This is a genomic window from Paenibacillus marinisediminis, assembly GCF_054343325.1.
This window is the reverse complement of record NZ_JBTGUH010000002.1, coordinates 463,077-482,520: the sequence shown is the minus strand read 5'-3', so window position 1 is coordinate 482,520 and position 19,444 is coordinate 463,077. Positions and strand designations below refer to the sequence as shown.

Here is a 19,444-nt window from a genome sequence, read left to right as displayed (position 1 = left end):
GGCAAACTAACAGTTTGTCCCTTTTTTATGGCACAAGACCCCCCAGATCGACAATACTCAATTGTAAATGATTGAATCCAAATGTACAGTTTTGACCGAACAAACGCCATTCACTTTCAGTGTACATCTTTAAGCTAGCATTTATAGTTTTCCCCCCGTTAAGGCGGGCTAGACTCGCAGTTTAGGTGAGATAACGGGGAAAAACCGTGTTACAGAGACGAGACATTGCGGGGATGGAGATGCCAGAGCGAGATAACAGGTTTTTACCCCGTTACAGCGGGCTAGACACGCAGTTTAGGTGAGATAACGGGGAAAAACCGTGTTACAGAGACGAGACATTGCGGGGGTGGAGATGCCAGAGCGAGATAACAGGTTTTTTCCCCGTTACAGCGGGCTAGACTCGCAGTTTAGGTGAGATAACGGGGAAAAACCGTGTTACAGAGACAAGGCACTGTAGGGATGGAGAGGCCAGAGCTAAATAACCTAACTCACAGAAGCAGCTGCTAGTTGACGATAGGAACATACATTCGTTATAATAAAAAGGTAACTAATACCAAATTTAGTGGAGGCTGTATGATGGGAAGAGTCGTATTGTTTGAAATGAACAGCTCAGATCCTGAACGCGCTAAGAGTTTCTATTCTGAGGTATTTGGATGGACCTTTGCGGAGTCGAACTGGGGTTATCATCCTGTGACTACGGGAGCAGACGAACAGCCCGGCATCAATGGCGGTATCGCGCAAGCGCCACATGATTTCCCGCATGGCACAAGAGTCGTGATGGAAGTCGATGATATGGATGCAGCGATTCACAAGAGTGTGGAGAATGGGGCGATGATCGTCCGTGACAAGATGGAATTCGATACATTCTATCTAGCTTATCTGGTAGATCCAGTTGGAATCGGATTCGGACTGACTCAACAGAAGAAATAGCCTAATCATAATAATAATAAGCCTCCAACATGCTACTGCAAGAGGACTAGGGGATCCCAAGTCTTCGTATAGTGGTAATGTAAAGGAGGCTTGTTGCATATTGAAGGGAGTCTTAGGGTTCTTGTTCCACGATCTCCTATTGCGATATGACGCTTTTTACCACAATTTAGTTTATGATAGACTCACTTTATGAATACATTTCTGGCGGAAGGCGGTGAGGTTCGATGTTAAAAATGCTTGTCGTCGATGATGATAAGTTCGAACGGGATGGAGTAAAGTTTCTCGTCGATAAATATGGATTGAATTTGGAGATCTTTGAAGCTGACAGTGGTGAAAACGCTCTCTCATTTATCAAAAACCATGATGTAGACATCTTGCTCTCCGACATCCGGATGAATGGAATGGACGGATTACAGCTCGCTGAGAAGGTTCGTGAGCTTGGTAAGCCTATCAAAATGATGTTTATGAGCGCTTATGGTGAGTTCGAATATGCACAAAGGGCAATCGATTTGAAGGCGATCCACTATATATTAAAACCAGTGCAGGTTAGCGAGTTTATTAAGAATATGAACGAGGTCATCCAGCTGTGTGAGGAAGCTCAGAAATTGAAGGTTCAGCAGGAAAGGCTGAAAGCTGCCTATTTGAAGGAAGTCAGATACGAAAAGCAGAAGCAGCTGACCGACATCATATTCAGCAAGACAGATGTGACGGAGGAAGAACTAGATCAGAAGTTGCCTATCAGTGGATATTGTAGTTATCCCTACATGCGGATGCTGATGCTGGATTCCCGCAAGCGCTTTTTCGATCGGCTTGATCTGGACTTCGAACAGCATCTCGGAGAATTAATTCATCGCAACGTCGATCTAATTCATTTGAATGAATTTCAAGGGTTGTTGCTCTTGGAAACCTTTCCTGACGAATCGCTGGAGGATATATATGAGCTTGGCCAGCATTTGGTCCGGATATTCAAAGAAATGTACGGTAGTGATATCTGTGTTGTGGTCAGCAAATTGGTGGACGATGCGAAGCAGCTCTACAGAGAATTTCACGAGATGGAAACGATGCTGGAAAACAAATTTTTTTTCGATGAAGGCACAGTGCTGCTGGCGAACCGCACGTCTTTCGTTGTGGGTGATAAGACTGTAGCAGTGAATGAGGTGCTAACGGAGCTAACACAGAATATCCAGCACAACCGATATGATATCGCGCAGCTGCATGTCGAGCAACTGTTTGACGTTTTACAAAATTACGAGCACTTTACAGTTACCTATGTAAAATTCGTATGCACCGAAATTGTCAAATCCATATTCAATAACTCTAAGAAAAAGGATAATGATAGCTTCAAGTTGCATTTGGAAGCCATATATAAAACTGTGAAGCTGAGTGATTTGCGAGCAGTCGTATTGAGCATTTTGAAGGTTAACGAGACCTCCGGCGAAACTAATACAGAAGCGCTGCCCAGAGCTATCGAAGAAGTCGTCCGAATGATCGAGAATGAATATCAGACTGACTTGTCATTGGAAATATTGGCGAAGCGGGTATATTTATCTCCTAGTTATTTGAGCCATCTATTCAAGAAACAGAAAGGGATAAGTATTAATAAATTCATGACCTTGCACCGAATGGAAAAGGCGAAGGAGTTGCTTATCAAAACAAACCGTAAAATTATCGATATCGGACAAGATGTTGGCTATAGCAACTTTCCGTACTTCAGCTCGTTATTCAAAAATCATTTCGGTCGCACGCCATCTCAATTCAGAGAAGAGACATAAATGATGAAACGGCTAATCTATGGACTGTTTAATCGTTTGAGGTTCAATCAAAAGCTATTTCTATCCTATTTAATCGTTATTATCATCCCGATTATGGTGCTTGGCATATACGCGTACAATCAATCAAAGGAAATGCTCAATATGCAGGGACTGCAGGGAATAGATAAGAATGTGAATACAGTTACTGAGAGCATTGACCAATCGGTTGAACGCTACAATCATTTGGTTCGATCCATTGTATACAATAAGATGTTCCAGAAGATCGTAAGAAATGATTATATCGATTTAGTCAATCTTTCACGAGATTTGAAAGATTACTTAGATCCGTATTTCATCATGATGAGGAACCTAGACAAGGAAATTCAGAAAATAACTTTCTACACGCAAAGCACTGTCCCGGAATTCGGCGATTCAGTAGTCTCATACAAACGTGTTTATGAGGAGCCATGGTATAACGAAGCGATCAAAGAGATAGAACCGCTATGGCACTATGAAGACAACAAACTGTTCGTCACTTACAAATTTCCAAGCTTTATAAAAGAGCCCTACACGAATATAGTCTATTTGCAAATAAATGAGAGCAGTTTCTTCAATAGTATTACTGATCTCACGCATGAGTATGGTGTCGTCATCTCGGATGTAAATAACCGGATCATATACGCGAATCAAAGTGCAATGCGGACCGCTTTCGACTCCAAGCAAATTATGAAATTCGATGAGGGGACGGTCCGTATAGGTCAGACGAAGATGTTCCTTGTCAAGAAGGAGATACCACAGGCTAATTGGACGATCTACTGTTTCGTACCTACATCGCATTTATCCCCGAACGCGGGTTCAATCATTAATGCAACGTTTATCGTGATCCTTGCTTGTATTGTCAGTCTGCTGATCATTATTTCGATCTTTTCCAAAACGTTTATCAAGCGAATATACTCACTCAATGCAATGATGAAGCGGGTTGAAAGGGGCGAGTTGGATTTACAGGTTCGAAGTGAGTCCAGAGATGAAATCGGCGAACTGACCAATCGGTTCGGAAAAATGCTTAATCGACTCAATGAGCAGATTGATGAATCCTATCGCAGTAAAATCATTCAGAAAGAGGCAGAGCTCAAAGCGCTGCAATCCCAGATCAATCCTCACTTCCTATACAATACTCTCTCGTTTATCAATTGGAACGCACTTAAAAACGATGCGCTTGAAATTAGTCATGTGGTTACATCGATGTCGAAATTTTATCGGACGGCTCTTAATCAAGGCAATAATATTATTACCGTGCGTAAGGAATTGGAGAATATTAAATCATATATTGAGATTATTCAGGTTATGGACGAGTATAGCTTCGATGTCGATTATCAGATCAATGAAGAGGTTTACGATTACTCAACCATTAATTTAATTCTTCAACCGCTCGCAGAAAATGCAATCAAGCATGGTATCAAACAGAGGGAGGCGGGAAGGGGTCTTCTGCGGGTTAGCGCCTGGCTTGATAAAGGGACGGTCAATTTCGCAATCGAAGACAATGGTCCAGGTATGATGCAGGAGACAATCGATATGATCCTTACGATGCAATCGGCCGGTTATGGTCTCAAAAATGTCAACGAGCGGCTGCAATTGCGGTTTGGGGCTAAGTACGGCATCTCGATCCAAAGCCGACTTGGATATGGTACGGTTATGACCCTCGTTATTCCGCAGAATCTTGAATAGTTTCGCATCAAAAGCAACTTATGTTCCGATGCTCAACTTCGCCCGCCGGTTAGCCGGACGGGCTTTTTCAACTTCGTAAAAAATCGAATCATTTCTAAAATATTTGATAATTATTCCATGAGTTCCCTGTGATATAGTTTCTATATCAGAAAGAAAGCGTTTACAGATAGGAGAGGAATGGAGCTATGAGCGATAGGATGATGGAAGTTAACACGAAACATGCGCTGAGAGGGGAAAGGAGTAAAAAGTTTAAACAATACCGCGTGCTGCTGATTATGTTAATACCTGCATTAATTTATTACATTATTTTTCATTACCTCCCGATGTATGGCGTACTGTTGGCGTTCAAAGATTTTAAAATTACACAGGGCATCCTCAATAGTCCTTGGGTTGGACTTCATCATTTCGAAAAAATCATAAACGACACATATTTCTACACCGTATTGAAAAATACGATAATTATCAGTCTAAGCAAGCTGGTGTTTGGTTTCCCAGTACCCATCATTTTTGCGCTGTTACTGAGCGAAATTTCGAATGTGAAATTCAAGAAAATGGTTCAGACGGTATCGTATTTACCGCATTTTATATCGTGGGTTGTCTTGGCTGGGATATTCTTTACGTTATTGTCTCTAGACGGTCCAATCAATGGTATTGTCAAACTATTTGACGGCGACCCGATGTTATTTCTAGCTGACGATCGGTACTTCCGAACCATTCTCGTGGTGACGAGTATTTTCCAAGGCTTCGGGTGGGGTTCAATTATCTACTTTGCGGCCATTTCGAGTATCGATCCGCAGTTGTATGAAGCCGCTGTACTCGATGGAGCGGGCAGGTTTAAACGGATGTTATATATATCTATCCCGATGCTTGCCCCCGTTATAGCCATTATGCTAATTCTATCAATGTCCGGTATATTGGACGCGGGATTCGATCAAATATTCAATATGTACAATGTTAAAGTCTATAATGTCGCAGACATTATTGATACCTATGTGTATCGCAAAGGTTTGATTGAGATGAACTATAGCTATGCGACGGCTGTTGGATTGTTCAAATCGGTGGTTGCTCTGATCCTGATCGTTGTCGTTAATCAGATTGTGAAATGGATCGGCGGCAAGGAACATGCAATATGGTAATTCGCCTAGGTGGACGAAGGAGTGAGAAAGATGATTAACGTAAAAAAATCAACGGGTGACAAAATAATCGATGTCTTTTTATATCTCATTCTACTGGGTGTTGTCGTTATTACGTTGTATCCCTTTTGGACGCAGGTCGTTATTTCATTAGATGGTGCAGGAGCTGACAGTGCTGCCTATTCATCAGGGATCATATTGTTCCCAACGCAGCTCACGTTCGAGAGCTATAAGCTGGCCTTCAAGTTTGACGCTCTATGGACGGGATACGGGAATACCATTATGAGAACGGTGATTGGTGTTATCATTTCTATATTTTTCACGGCAATAACCGCCTATCCGCTATCAAAAAAAGACTTACCTTTCAATCGGACGTTTACGAGCATGATTTTGTTCACGATGCTGTTTGCTGGGGGGACGATCCCTTCGTATCTGCTTATTAAGGAACTGCATATGCTAAACACGATGTGGTCACTTGTTATTCCAGGTATGATTGGTGCGTTTAACGTATTGATTATGCGCAACTTTTTTCGTTCGATTCCTGAGGAGCTGGAAGACTCGGCCCGGGTTGATGGGGCAGGTTACTTGCGGATATTCACGTTGATCGTCATTCCAATATCGAAGCCGGTGCTAGCTACGATTGCTCTATGGGTAGGTGTGGGCCACTGGAACGCATGGTTTGACAGCATGATCTACATTTCAGATCCTAATAAACAAGTACTGCAGATTGTTTTACGCAAAATTATTATTCAGAACAGCATGGCGGACATCAACAGCGTCATTCAAAATATCGGCAATAAAACAGTGTTTTCTGGAAGACAGCTGCAAGCCACGGTTGTCATGTTCTCGATCATACCAATGTTAATCGTCTATCCATTCATTCAGAAGTATTTTGTCAAAGGTGTTATGGTCGGTGCTATTAAAGGGTAACCCCCCATAATAGAAAATTGTTCAAAAATAGAGAGGGATGGTTGAAATGATGAAAAAGCGTATATTGCTTGGAGTGCTGTCTTCAGTCATGCTGATGTCGATCATGGCGGGATGTAGCAGCAGCAATTCCTCAAGTAGTCAGGCCGAGAATGGGAAGAAACAATCGACAGACAATGGAAAAGCATCGAAACCAAAAATGAAATTGAAGTTTTGGAACTTAGATGAAAATCAAACGGAGGACTCTGTCGGGCTAAATGCACTGAAAGAGAAGTTCGGCGTCGATCTGGAATTTACCGCGACATCCAGGGAAGCTATGAAAGAAAAACTGAATCTTCTCATTTCCTCGGGTGATATTCCAGATTGGTGGAAAGAGCCATCGTTCACAGAATATAATAAATTCCTCGAACAGGACGTTGCAGCAGAAATTCCACAAGAGTTAATTGAACAAAATATGCCGAAATATATGGAATGGCTTAAACGATATCTTGGCGAGGACCCATTTAAGTATATTAGAAGAGATGGGAAGATCTACGGCTTACCTGTCATCTGGGATATCGGTATCGATGGGATGCAGCTCGCTTTTCGGGAAGATTGGTTGAAAAAAGTAGGGATCACCAAAACTCCGGAAACGCTTGAAGAGATGGAAGCTGCCTTGACGAAATTCCGGAATGAGGATCCTGACGGTAATGGTCAAAAAGATACATATGGAATCACTGCATCAGGTGATAATATCGAAAACTTGTTCAGCTCTGTGTTTGGCGCATATGACGCCTATCCGAATATTTTCCGTGAGAAAGATGGTAAAATCGTCCGTGGAGAAATTGAACCAGGCGCGAAGCAAGCGCTTGAAGTTCTGAACCGTTGGTACAAAAACGAATTGATCGACCCTGAATTTGTCGTCAATAAGGGAGCGAACGTGGAAGATAAAGTACTTACGGACAAAATCGGAGCTATCGAGTTTTACTGGTGGGCGTTCTTGCCGGGTAATGCATTTCTTGGTGGAGAACAGTGGTACGACAAGCTGGCGAAGAAGCACCCAGGCTTTAATTTTGCAATCGAAGGCGGCATAAAGGGGCCAGATGGTAAATATGGAATGTCGCAGTACAACCCAGCCTATGCTTCGGGGGTCATGTTTGGGAAGCAATTAGAAGAGGATCACGACAAAATGATCAAATACATGCAAATATTCGAAGCTACCCAATTTGATCCTGAATTTTATGAAAAATTGAACTTTGGAGAGAAAGGTGTCCATTGGAATAAGAGCGATAAAGGAACGATTGAATTCATTCCTCCATATACGGACGAGAAAGAACGCAAAAAAGTGGGGATTGGCGGTTACTCGATGGCAGGCTCGTTTAATGATTACGATTTCCAAACATCGTATACATCAGAAGGAAGCCTGCGTCAGTTAGCGAAAGATACCCGTGCCAAGGGAACGAGAAACATTGATATTTTAGCGCCATTCAACAAACCAATCTACAATGAAACACAAGATAAGCTGAAACAATATACATTGCAAAACTATATAGATTTTATTACGGGTCGCAAGCCTCTGGACGAATTTGATAGTTTTGTTGTAGAGTGGAAGAAAATGGGCGGGGATAAAGTGCTAGACGAAGCACAACAAATATATGATAAAAATTTAAAGTAATAATCAGTTGACTTGAGCAAACATCCTTCCCGATTTTATTGGAATTGGAAAGGATGTTTGAATTTATCTAGTAAATAGTGTGGTTTTGTTGAAAAGAAGCATATCAATCATAGAGGTACACTTTAGTGAGAAAATATGTGACAGGGAGAGGAAAACCATGTATACCATAAATGCTGGAGCCTTGAAGATACAATTGAACGATAAAGGTCACATCATGGGGATGAATGATAGCAGCAACTATAATTATGCATCATCGACATACACTACAGTGCTTATTCGCACTGTTATCGAAGGTCGAATGGAGGAGCCTTCGAAAGTATCGTACAATGCGGCTGAGGGTCTATTAACTTTCGAATTTTCTGAAAGCGGTGCTATAGTCGATGTGTTGGTGAAAGAAAAGTCGCAGTATGCGACTTTTGAGATTCAAAGTATTGCGGGCGATCATGTGGATGCGATCATATGGGGGCCTTATTTCACATCAGTTGTTGGTTCAGTCGGCGAATCGGTTGGTGTCGTGCATAACGGACAGTTCGCGATCGGTCTTCAGGCATTGAACATCAAGACTATAGGAGGCTGGCCAATCGAGCTCGATCGATTGGATGGTGTACAGCAAAGTTTTTCAGGCAATGAGAACGTAAAACCTGATCCTGACAAACAGCAAATATCCGACAATAAGTTCGAATATGATGTTTGTGCGGCGTGGCCGACAAGCGAAGGAAGCATGCTGCAGGCATTTGCTAGAAATCGGTCGAAAAGTTCACGTCGTCCAGTATGGAACTTACCGGTCGTGGATGTAGAACCAATTCGTGGGGAAGACGCTAATATCGTTGGATCACGCATTGCCTTGTTCGGCTGTGAATTTCAGCAAGTGCTTGAGACTATTGAAGCGATCGAGCTTGGAGAGGGATTGCCTCACCCGATGATCGAAGGAATTTGGGGTAAAATATCTCCTGCAGCGAACCAATCCTATTTGATTACGGATTTCTCCGAAGCCACCATGTCAGAAGCTATACGTTATACAAAAATGGCTGGTCTTAAATACGTGTATCATCCCGATCCTTTCAGCAATTGGGGACATTTCACCCTAAAACCGAAGAGCTTCCCGAACGGGGATGAAGGGTTAAAGTCTTCTGTGGCAATGGCAGAGAGAGAGGGCGTTCATGTCGGTGTTCATACATTGTCTAACTTTACGACCCGGAATGATTTATATGTAACACCGGAACCGGATGCTAGACTGCAGTTTGCGGGCACGTCGCGATTAGTTGCAACAGTCAACTTAGAAGCAGATTGTATTGAGGTCGACGACCCGGCACCGTTCAAGTTCAATTTATTCCGACATACTGCACAACTCGGCAGTGAGCTAATTGAATATAGTGCGGTTACAGATCATGCTCCTTGGATACTGACCGGAGTTAAGCGTGGTGTTAATGGAACGCCCATAGCAGTGCATGAAGCGGGAACGATCATAGGTCGGCTATGGGATCACCCATACGATGTATTCTTCCCGAACATCGAGCTGCAGGACGAATATTGTGCACGCATTAGCGATCTGTTCACGACAACGGGCTTGAAGCAGATATCATTCGATGGATTAGAAGGCTGCTATGCAACAGGGCATGACGGTTACGGAGTTAATCGTTTTGTGAAAATGTGCTATGACGGCTGGGGCGAAGAAGTCATTAATGATGCTAGTATCGTTGTTCCCAATTTCCTGTGGCATGTATTCACAAGGTTTAATTGGGGTGAGCCTTGGGGTGCCGCAACACGGGAAGGGCAGCTTGAATGGAGGCTTAGTAACCAACGATATTTTGCCAGAAACTTCATTCCGCCTATGCTTGGTTGGTTTCTTGTTCGTTCTGCTTCTGATCAGTTCGAGGCGACATCTCCGGACGAAATCGAATGGGTATTATCCAAAGCGGCAGGATTTAATGCAGGCTTTGCTTTAGTTGCCGATATGGCTGTGCTGAAGCGGAATGGAAACATCGAGTCAATATTTTCGGCCGTGCGCGAGTGGGAAAGAGCTAGACAATTAGGCGCCTTCACACCAGAGCAGCGGGAACAGCTTAAGGATCCGAAAGGCGACTGGCATTTGGAATCAACGGGTGAAGATAAGTGGAGCTTATATCCAGTTCATATTTCTAAACCGCTCGTATGCAACCCAGCTGAGCTGCAACCAGGGCAACCAGGGGGGGCAGATTGGACGTATTTTAACCGATATGCGGATCAACCCCTAAAGTTTACGCTGCGCGTCATTCCTTCGTATGGCAACGACGAAGCTTCAATTATAAGACCTACGTTCTATACGAACGGTGTATATATGACATTTGATACGGAAGTCTTTGCGAATCAGTATCTCGTTTGTGACAGCGGCAGCATCGGTAAAATTTACGATCAGAACTGGAATCTACTAAAAACCGTTCAGGCTTCTGCCGATGCACCCATCTTGCGGACTGGTGGACACCAGCTATCGTTCAGCTGCAAGTTCGAAGGTGATCCAAAGCCTCTAGTCAGCGTCAGAGTGACGACCTGGGGCGAAAGCGAAGAAGTTGTAAATAAAGAACATATAATTGTCGGAAGACAAGAATATTGTACGAATGATAAAATAACACAATGATAGTTATGGATTGAAACGCTATAACATGCGGAACGGGCGCCTCCTAATATTTTTGGGATGGTTTGCCCTTTTCTGCTATTAAGACGGATGCGGGGGATATACGAATGGACAACAAATATGATCTTCTATTCGATCAACCGATTGGAAGATGGGACGAGGCACTACCGCTTGGAAACGGATTCACCGGGTGTCTGTTATGGGGGAACGGCTTGCCATTGCGCTTCAGTCTAGACCGCGGCGATCTATGGGATCTCCGGTTAGCTCCGGAGGTGCTGGATGATAGTTTTACGTATGCAGAGATGATCGATTGCGTGAAGCGTGGCGATCAAGAAGGGCTCTTGAATCGATTTGACGACATCTATCAGAAATATCCATACCCGACTAAACTGCCTGCTGGAAGGTTAGAGCTGAACTTTGGACAATCCGCTGATCGGTTGGTAAGCCGTCTTTCTCTAAAGGAAGCATGTGCGCACATCGAGTTGAAGTTCGGGGATCGCAATGTGAAGGTATTCAGCTATATGCATGCCATGAACGGCCTTGGCTATATTCGGATTGTTGGCGATTCGGATGCCGCCGGAAGGCTTGATATTACACCTCCGAATTATGCTGGAGAGCAGAAGGATGACGACGGTAATCCCGTATTTCATTCGAGTCTCACTCGTCTGGGCTATCCGGCTGCCACCATGCATTCTGACGGGCACGTGCGATGGTTCCATCAGCGAACGGTTCACGAGCTTGAATATGCGATCGTGGTTGCTGAGTGCAACGCGACAGCAGGGGAACGCACTATCGTGTTTACCATTGCTGCCAATCATGATGGAGATGATTGGCTTGAGAGGGCGAAACGGAAGGTTGTATCCGCCTTGGAGGCAGGGTATGACACAGCGTTCGAAGAGCATGCCGCTTGGTGGGCTCGCTACTGGAGCAAGAGCTCGATCACGCTTCCGGATGCGGAAGCAGAGAACATGTGGGTACTGAACAACTATCTGTTCGGTTCTTGTTCACGAAAAGGAGCACCGCCGATGCCCCTCCAAGGCGTGTGGACTGCTGATGAAGGGGAGCTCCCGCCATGGAAGGGTGATTACCATCATGACCTAAATACCCAGCTCAGCTATTGGCATTATTCGAAAGCAAACCATCTTGAAGAAGGGGAGAGCTTCATCGATTTCCTCTGGAATTTACGTCCTGAAGCGAAACGTTTTGCGGAACGCTTCTATGATGCGCCAGGCATCAATCTCCCATCGGTGATGACGATTGCTGGCGGAGCCATGGGTGGATGGCCGATGTACAGCTTGAGCATCACGAATCAGATATGGTTGTGCCAGGCATTCGACCATTACTGGCTCAGTACGGGAGATCCTGAATTTCTTCGTGATAAAGCTTATGTATACTTTAAGGAAACAGCGGAATGCGTTCAGCATTGGCTTAAGCCAGGGGAGGACGGCAAGCTCAAGCTTCCGCTTTCAAGCTCGCCTGAGTTCCATGATAATAGCCTGAAAGCATGGCTCGACCCGATCAGTGACTTTGATTTGTCCTTGCTTATGTATCTGTTCCGACGTCTGCATAATATGGCTAAACGTCTTGGATACATAGCTGAAGCAGAGCAATGGGCGAATGTGATAGAGAAGCTTCCGGACCTCGCTGTATCCAAAGATGGCGTACTGATGGTTAACCCAAAGGAAGCTCTTAGCGCAAGCCACCGTCATTTTTCACATATGATGGCTATTTATCCGTTGAAGCTGTTCGATCGGAAAGGTTCGAAGCGGGATCGCGAGATTGCAGATAAGACGATCTCCAATGTGGAGGAACTCGGCAAAGGACAATGGGTAGGTTATTCATTTGCATGGGCGGCAGCTATGTACGCATGGCAAGGAAATGGGGAAGCCGCACTCTACCATTTGCAGCAAATGTGGCGATATACATGTTCACCGAACGGGTTCCATTTAAATGGCGATTATAAGCATGCAGGTGTGTGCGCGTCCCATTACCGTCCATTTACGCTAGAAGGCAACTTCGCAGCTATATGTGCTCTGCAAGATATGCTGCTCCAGGTGGATGACGGAACGATCTGCGTATTTCCAGCGATCCCGGCGGCATGGGCAGATCGTACAGTGGAGTTCCGCGATTTCAGAGGCGAGATGGGTGTACTCGTATCGGCTAGGGTAAGTGAACATAAGCTAGAATACATCAAACTGCGGGCAGAGAGGGACGGTTCATTCCGAGTCCAAAACGATTTTGGCTCCGAAGAACTGTTAATGATCATTGGAGAACGTACATATGAAACCATCTGTCCGGTAGGTGAAATTTTCAGTATCGATCTACAAGCAGGGGATGAATGCAGTATTTTAATTAGTGTGTAACGCGTGGTTTGACGCACATTCGCCGGACAAGCACCCGATACAGGGCGTGATGGAAGTCGATGAGATAGATGTAGCGATTCACAAGATCGCGGAGAATAGGATTGCACCAAAAAGAATGACACAGGAAAGTTGGGGAGCAATGCTACATCATGTTGAGATTAACGTATCAGACCTGCAGTGTACAACTGAGTTCTGGGGATGGTTGCTTTCAGAGCTCGGTTATACCTCTTACCAGCAGTGGCCTCAAGGGGTAAGCTGGAAGTACGGCAGTACCTATATTGTGTTTGTTCAGACCGAGAGCGAATACCTAGACATTCCGTATCACCGCAAACGAGCAGGGCTCAATCATCTGGCCTTTCAAGTGGAATCCAAGGAGCAGGTAGACACTATCGCGAAGAAGCTTGAAGCTAGAGGTGTAACACTGTTATATCAAGACCGATATCCTCATGCTGGAGGTGAAGGGCATTATGCTGTATTCTTCGAGGATCCAGATCGGATTAAGGTTGAGATAGTGGGAATACGATAGATTCGAGTAAATGACTAATGCATAATGCTAAAAATCGGAAGGGATTGCTTGACATGACAGACAAGCTTGTTATACGAGACGCTGTGATTGACGACCTGCCTGCAATCGTCGAGATCTATAATTCTACGATTGCAAGTCGTATGGTAACGGCTGATCTAGAACCGATCACGACGAGTGATCGCTTAGCGTGGTTTGATGCGCATTCGCCGGACAAGCACCCGCTGTGGGTGGTGGAGTCGAATGGAGTGATTGCGGCGTGGTTCAGCTATCAGCCATTTTACGGACGACCAGCCTATAATGCGACCGCGGAGATCAGCATATACATTAGCGAACATCATCGCGGATTAGGGATCGGCAGCATGTTAATGCGTCATGCTCTGGAGGAATGTCCGCGAATCGGTATACAGACGATGCTGGGCTTCGTGTTTGGACATAATGAACCGAGCTTAGCGCTGCTTGCGAAGTTTGGATTCGAGCAGTGGGGGTTACTGCCTCGCGTAGCGGTGTTAGACGGGATCGAGCGTGATCTTGTTATCGTGGGTAGACGAGTGTCCAACTGCAATTAGAATATGCTAGACACAAGATAAGCCAATCCATCTCGTTAGTAGAGCAGATAGATTGGCTTATTATCGTTATTATAAAATGATGCCAAAATGTTCACGTAAAGCTTCCTGGTATTCTTCCTCTGTCTCCGGTGTAAACACGTGCACTCCCTCAGTCGTAAATAGACGAAACTCGCGTCCTGCCAACGACTTTCTTCCATCTGGTGTGCGAATCGCTGTCATCGCGTCCATCGTAAATATCGAATCCGGCGCGTTTTCGCACCAATAGGATGCCATGATGTAATCCTTCGGGAGCTGCGGCTCTTCTGTAAAGGAGTAGAGCCATTTCCATTCGTCATGTTTATACTCACACAGTACCCATCCGAAGTAATCATCGCGTTCCATTTGGTACAGCTCATCGCCCTGTTTATGAACGAGACGCTCGGTCAATTGGATCGGTCTGCGCGGAACAACTCCGCCTACGCCTACGTCACATAGAAACAGTTGTCCTTCTGCTTCAACCTGGAGTACATGGTGTCTACGTTTAGGAGGTGTATTCGGTTCATCACGCCAGAATCGCGCGAAATAATTCGTTACCTTGAAGCCAAGCTCCTGCAGCAGCCATCCAAAGAGGGCATTCAGCTCGAAGCAGTATCCGCCGCGGCCGCGAACGACAATCTTGTTCAATAGATCAGTGATTTCAAGTGAAAGCGGGACACGATTTAAGATATCAAAATTCTCATACGGCACGGTCTGCACATGACGTTCTTGAAGTTGTTGCAGTGCAGCGATACTGTTGTCGACCGGTCCCGTATATCCAATTCGCTTGAGATAAGCTAATGCATCTTGATTCAATTAACATACCATCCCTTCGCAATAATAGTACAATTCTATGTAGTGGTCGAACTACGAGATTAGAGCTTCGTATCTAACGCTTGACTGACATGCTGTTAAGTTCGAGTGTAATACGTTCTGGGTGTGTCAACAACTCTTATTTCGTAGGCTATGTTAAACTTTGTTGTTTAATATTTGATAATTACGAACAAGCGTTCTATAATAAGGGCAATATAACTGTTCGGAGATGATTTGCCCATGGATTTAAAGGAACTGAAAAAGCTTGCTGATACGCTGGACGATAATGGTAAGCGAGAACTTATCTACTTTTTGCAGTCCCGAACCAAGGGAGTGGCACTTCCAGTTCGAGCGATTGATGAAATTCAAGAGCAGAAGCATAAAGATGGACTTGTTTGCCCGCATTGCAAAAACCATTCTGTTGTTCGATTTGGAAAGTACACTGTAAGAACACGCACTGGGGAGGTTAAACGTCAACGTTACCGTTGTAAGTCCTGTCGCCAAACATTCAATGACCTTACGAACACCCCTCTGCAACGAACGAGGCGACCTCATATGTGGTTTCGTTTTATCGAATGCATGATTGAGGGCTTTTCTCTGAGAAAATGTGCAGAGCAGTTAAACGATGAAGTCACGCAGGTCACCTTGTTTTACTGGCGGCATAAGATTCTTTCCGCTCTGAAGCAGATTCTAACCGAAGCATTTCAAGATATTGTTGAAATGGACGAGACCTACTTTCTTTACTCGGAAAAGGGTAAGCGGAATATTGCCGAACGCAAGCCACGTAAACGTGGCGGCAAAGCGAAATATCGTGGTATTAGCCAAGATCAAGTGTGCGTGCTGGTTGCCCGTGACCGTCAGAAAATGGCTTACTCTGGCGTACTTGGGCGTGGACGTATTCGGACTACAAAATTAGACGAAGCGATTGGTGGTCATCTATCTGACTCAAACGTGTTATGCACTGATTCATGGAGGGCATTTAGCTCCTATACGAATTCAAAAGGCATGACTCATTACCGATTCAAATCCGACGGAAAACAACGTGTGAAAGGCGTGTACAATATCCAAAACGTAAACAGCTACCACAGCCGCTTGAAGAAATGGATGGATCGCTTCAATGGTGTTGCAACAAAGTATTTGCAGAATTACTTGGCGTGGCTTCGTTACTTAGACAGCAAGGAATATGAGAATACCGCATCGAATAAGAAAAATATGTTGGTCAAATCGTGCTTGTTTACTGTGACCGACACGAACACCAAACTTCGGCTTTCTGCTTATTCTTGTTAAGCTAACGGGCAGTTATGCGTAACTTCCAGGGAATGTAAACATCTAAATAACGTAAGGAACGAGGAGGCAGACAGTTCATGGGAGGAACGAATGTATGGGATGCGGAGTGGGAGGTTAACGAAGAGCAGGCGCGGACGCTGATCGGCAGACAATTCCCTCAGCTGTCATCGAAGCAAGTGAAGCGATTGGGCTGGGGCTGGGACAATACGGTTTTTCTCATCGGTGACGAGTACGTGTTCCGGTTTCCAAGAAGAACGATTGCAGTTGGCTCGATTCGTATGGAAGGGAAGCTGCTGCCGAAGCTGGAGGCATATATGACCATCCCCTATCCGAAACCGTTGTTTTATGGCGAAGCAAGTGACGAATACCCGGCACCATTTCTTGGCTATGCCTACGTGCCAGGAGATTTCCCAATCGGTTTGACGGAAGAACGCCGGGCTTTATCGGCAGAGACGCTGGCGAAATTTTTGCGGAGATTGCATGAGTTTCCGGTGCAGGCGGCGCTGAAGTGCGGAGTTCAGCAAGATCATCGAAACTTGACGGACATAGCATCGCGCAAAGTGAAATTGGAGGGCTTTCTATCGAAGGTGGTTGAACACATGTCGCCGGAGGAGTCCGGTGTGATCGAAGCGTATATTAGCAGGCTGCAAAAGGACCGTGTCGAGGCGGTGAATGCACTGCTACATGGCGATCTTCATTTCAAAAATATGCTTGTGAATGAGAACGGGATCGTTTCCGGCATCATTGATTGGGGCGATCTGAGCGTAGGCCATCCGGCTTGCGATTTGAGCGTTGCTTATAGCTTTTTACCACCTTACGCTCGCGGCGTGTTTTTCGAAACGTACGGGGGAGCGGACGAGGAAACGAAGCTGCTGGCGCGGCTGATCGCGGTATACATCCCCGTACTGATCTTAATGCAAGCGGTCGATGACGGGAATGAAGCGATTGCGGCAGAGGCGAAATCCAACATCATGCGGGCACTGTCGGATTAGGCTCATTATTTCGTTGCGGCTATGGGGCTATGGCTATTGGCACCATTTTGTCGTTTAAAGGCCGCGATAAGGTACGATCCGCCTTCTCTGATGCCGCTTTATGTTGAGGAACACGAAATTCAACAGAGTAAGTCGTTGCGCTAACGGGACACGATAGCAATAAACCGCCTTTCAACGAAGGCGGTTTTCTTATGGTCAAATATCAACATTAGAATTTAACATAGCCATTTCGTAAAAAACATAACTTCACATCGATCAGCCATATGACAGTTTGAAAAAATTAAATTGATATTTGTTAATTAATGCATAACTTTCGTTTCTCCAAGCAGTATGTAATTGTAATACTATATGATCAACTATGTTGTATAACTTACAACATAATTCCTATTATCGCGGATCATTGTAAGTATTGTTGTATTCAATACAACATTTTGCTGATTACATGGCACTTTATCCTTAAGAAAGGAGAATCGCTATATGATGAATCATTATCCTGAATCTTTAATACCCCGTAAACAGACATTTATTCGCGACAAGCGAAAGTTCAGAAATGCGCTGATCGGGATTACGGTGCTGATGATCTTAATGATTCGCTTTCCGCACGGATATTCTTGGCTGGAAATGGTGTATCAGGTATTAGGGATAAAGACTGTATTTGATATTGGAAATGGGCAGATCATGCTGACTGGACTACCCATACTCATTGGGATCATTGTGTTTCTACGCATGCTGTATCAGTCATTGGATCGCAGTCGAGGTCTGGTCACATTCCTAGCATTTCTAGTCATCATGAACCTTCCGGCACAGCTCGTGACCGCATATCAAGCGAATTTCGCATCTGGTATTAACGCGTTAAGCTTTGAAAAACAGATTGCTTCCTGTCAGTATAAGTATTCAGAAGCTGATTCCGCGTGGTTGGGAGAATGCTCAATGAGTGTGAAGAACTATAGCAACAAGCCAGTCGATATGCAGATCACGCTTGTAATGCAAACGAGGGATTCCCAGAGGTCTGACCTGGAAAAGGTGACACTAGATCAACAGCAAGTGATGCCTGGGGATCAGTGGCTGCATATTCCAGTCAACATACCAGTTCAATCTAACCAGAAACCTGAACGGATATCCGATATGCTTGAGATTAGTTATTCCTATAGCGAAGCCATCGTGACTGACGGAACACGTGAGCGTCGATTATTAGAGACGTATTAAGCAGCATCACATGACGAAACGGATGATTGACCTAGCCATCAAGGCTGCGGTATCATCCGTTTCTTGGTTTGAACTTCATTTTAAGGAGTAGATGGAGTTTGAGGCTGGTTGGCAGTCAGTTGATCTAGAGAGGCGAACTCATAGCCCTGCTTATGCGCTTCATCAATGATGGCTCCGAGGGCGAGTGTATTATCCTTTGAGATCGAGTGAAGCAGAATGACCGCGCCGGGATGAAACTGCGCCACCACGTTGTCGTACGCATACTTCCAGCCTTTCTGATCATGAACATCCCAATCCTTGTAAGCTAAGGACCAGAATACATTCGTATAACCTAACTTGCTGCTGACATCAAGCGTTCGTGCACTGAATATTCCTCTCGGCGGACGCAAATATTTCATTTGCTTCTCCCCTGTTATCTGAGAAACTTCAACGGTTACTTTATCCAATTCCTCTTTCATTCGCTCATCTGATACGGTCGTCATATCTGGATGACTCCAGGAATGGTTGCCAATCAGGTGTCCCTCTGACTTCATTCGTTTCAGCAGGTCATGCTGCGTCTTGGCATAGTGACCTGTTACGAAGAAGATAGCAGGCACTTTCTTGTCTCTTAACGTGTCCAGAATCGTGGAGGTGAAGCCATTTTCATATCCATTGTCAAATGTAAGAAACAGTTTCTTCTGCTGATTGTCCCCCATAAAGATGGCGCCGTATTTCTCGATGATCGGCTTAAAGCCTTCATCATCAATGGAGGGAAGCTGTCCATTGCGGCTCTTCTTGAAGCCGAAGTGATAAGTGCCTCCGTTTGCATCTGTTGGCTGGACTCCTGTTACCATCGTCATCGCAACGATGAGAATTATAGTTAGAATCATTCGGTTCATCTGATGTACTCCTTGGGGCTGTATTGTCTCGACAGCATGAATATCATGGTTATTGTGGTCATTCATG

General features: G+C 44.8%; 15 protein-coding genes. 13 read left to right on the top strand and 2 right to left on the bottom strand.

Going from position 1 to position 19,444, the window contains the following annotated elements; all coding sequences use genetic code 11:
- The first annotated feature begins 576 nt into the window (after window positions 1–576).
- From ACXX53_RS07890 to ACXX53_RS07845, 10 genes are all read left to right on the top strand, one after another.
- Window positions 577–930, top strand: coding sequence for a VOC family protein (locus ACXX53_RS07890; protein WP_458568078.1), 354 nt, complete (start codon window positions 577–579; stop codon window positions 928–930).
- A gap of 224 nt (window positions 931–1,154) precedes the next feature.
- Window positions 1,155–2,702, top strand: coding sequence for a response regulator transcription factor (locus ACXX53_RS07885; RefSeq protein WP_458568077.1), 1,548 nt, complete (start codon window positions 1,155–1,157; stop codon window positions 2,700–2,702).
- A 3-nt stretch (window positions 2,703–2,705) separates the two neighbouring features.
- Entirely contained in the window at window positions 2,706–4,406 is a 1,701-nt protein-coding gene (locus ACXX53_RS07880; RefSeq protein ID WP_458568076.1) for a sensor histidine kinase, read from the top strand.
- Window positions 4,407–4,591: 185 nt separating this feature from the next.
- Window positions 4,592–5,542 carry an ABC transporter permease gene (locus tag ACXX53_RS07875; protein ID WP_458568075.1) on the top strand — a complete coding sequence of 317 codons (951 nt, stop codon included), beginning with the start codon at window positions 4,592–4,594 and terminating at the stop codon, window positions 5,540–5,542.
- Between the two features lie 30 nt (window positions 5,543–5,572).
- Window positions 5,573–6,469 (top strand): carbohydrate ABC transporter permease, encoded by an 897-nt coding sequence (locus ACXX53_RS07870; protein ID WP_458568074.1) that lies wholly within the window; start codon window positions 5,573–5,575, stop codon window positions 6,467–6,469.
- Window positions 6,470–6,518: 49 nt separating this feature from the next.
- A complete protein-coding gene (locus ACXX53_RS07865; RefSeq protein ID WP_458568073.1) occupies window positions 6,519–8,120 on the top strand; it encodes an extracellular solute-binding protein in 1,602 nt (533 codons plus the stop codon).
- A gap of 157 nt (window positions 8,121–8,277) precedes the next feature.
- On the top strand, window positions 8,278–10,734 hold the full coding sequence (locus ACXX53_RS07860; RefSeq protein ID WP_458568072.1) for a hypothetical protein: 2,457 nt from the start codon (window positions 8,278–8,280) through the stop codon (window positions 10,732–10,734).
- Window positions 10,735–10,838: 104 nt separating this feature from the next.
- Complete coding sequence (locus tag ACXX53_RS07855) at window positions 10,839–13,094, top strand: glycosyl hydrolase family 95 catalytic domain-containing protein (RefSeq protein WP_458568071.1); 2,256 nt, start codon at window positions 10,839–10,841, stop codon at window positions 13,092–13,094.
- A 139-nt stretch (window positions 13,095–13,233) separates the two neighbouring features.
- Window positions 13,234–13,620, top strand: coding sequence for a VOC family protein (locus ACXX53_RS07850; protein WP_458568371.1), 387 nt, complete (start codon window positions 13,234–13,236; stop codon window positions 13,618–13,620).
- Between the two features lie 53 nt (window positions 13,621–13,673).
- Complete coding sequence (locus ACXX53_RS07845; protein ID WP_458568370.1) at window positions 13,674–14,186, top strand: N-acetyltransferase family protein; 513 nt, start codon at window positions 13,674–13,676, stop codon at window positions 14,184–14,186.
- A 69-nt stretch (window positions 14,187–14,255) separates the two neighbouring features.
- Here the strand turns inward: ACXX53_RS07845 and ACXX53_RS07840 are convergent, their stop codons facing one another.
- Window positions 14,256–15,017: an arylamine N-acetyltransferase family protein gene (locus tag ACXX53_RS07840; protein WP_458568070.1), complete on the bottom strand. Its 762-nt coding sequence runs from the start codon at window positions 15,015–15,017 to the stop codon at window positions 14,256–14,258.
- 237 nt (window positions 15,018–15,254) lie between these two features.
- Between ACXX53_RS07840 and ACXX53_RS07835 the strand changes: the two genes are divergently transcribed.
- The 3 genes from ACXX53_RS07835 (at window position 15,255) to ACXX53_RS07825 (ending at window position 18,499) form a co-directional block, all read left to right on the top strand.
- Window positions 15,255–16,301, top strand: coding sequence for an IS1595 family transposase (locus ACXX53_RS07835; RefSeq protein WP_458568069.1), 1,047 nt, complete (start codon window positions 15,255–15,257; stop codon window positions 16,299–16,301).
- 77 nt (window positions 16,302–16,378) lie between these two features.
- Complete coding sequence (locus ACXX53_RS07830) at window positions 16,379–17,293, top strand: phosphotransferase (protein ID WP_458568068.1); 915 nt, start codon at window positions 16,379–16,381, stop codon at window positions 17,291–17,293.
- Between the two features lie 477 nt (window positions 17,294–17,770).
- Window positions 17,771–18,499 carry a hypothetical protein gene (locus tag ACXX53_RS07825; protein ID WP_458568067.1) on the top strand — a complete coding sequence of 243 codons (729 nt, stop codon included), beginning with the start codon at window positions 17,771–17,773 and terminating at the stop codon, window positions 18,497–18,499.
- An 80-nt stretch (window positions 18,500–18,579) separates the two neighbouring features.
- Here ACXX53_RS07825 and pdaA read toward each other — a convergent pair whose 3' ends face one another.
- Entirely contained in the window at window positions 18,580–19,338 is a 759-nt protein-coding gene (gene pdaA / locus ACXX53_RS07820) for a delta-lactam-biosynthetic de-N-acetylase (protein WP_458568369.1), read from the bottom strand.
- Between the last annotated feature and the right edge of the window lie 106 nt (window positions 19,339–19,444).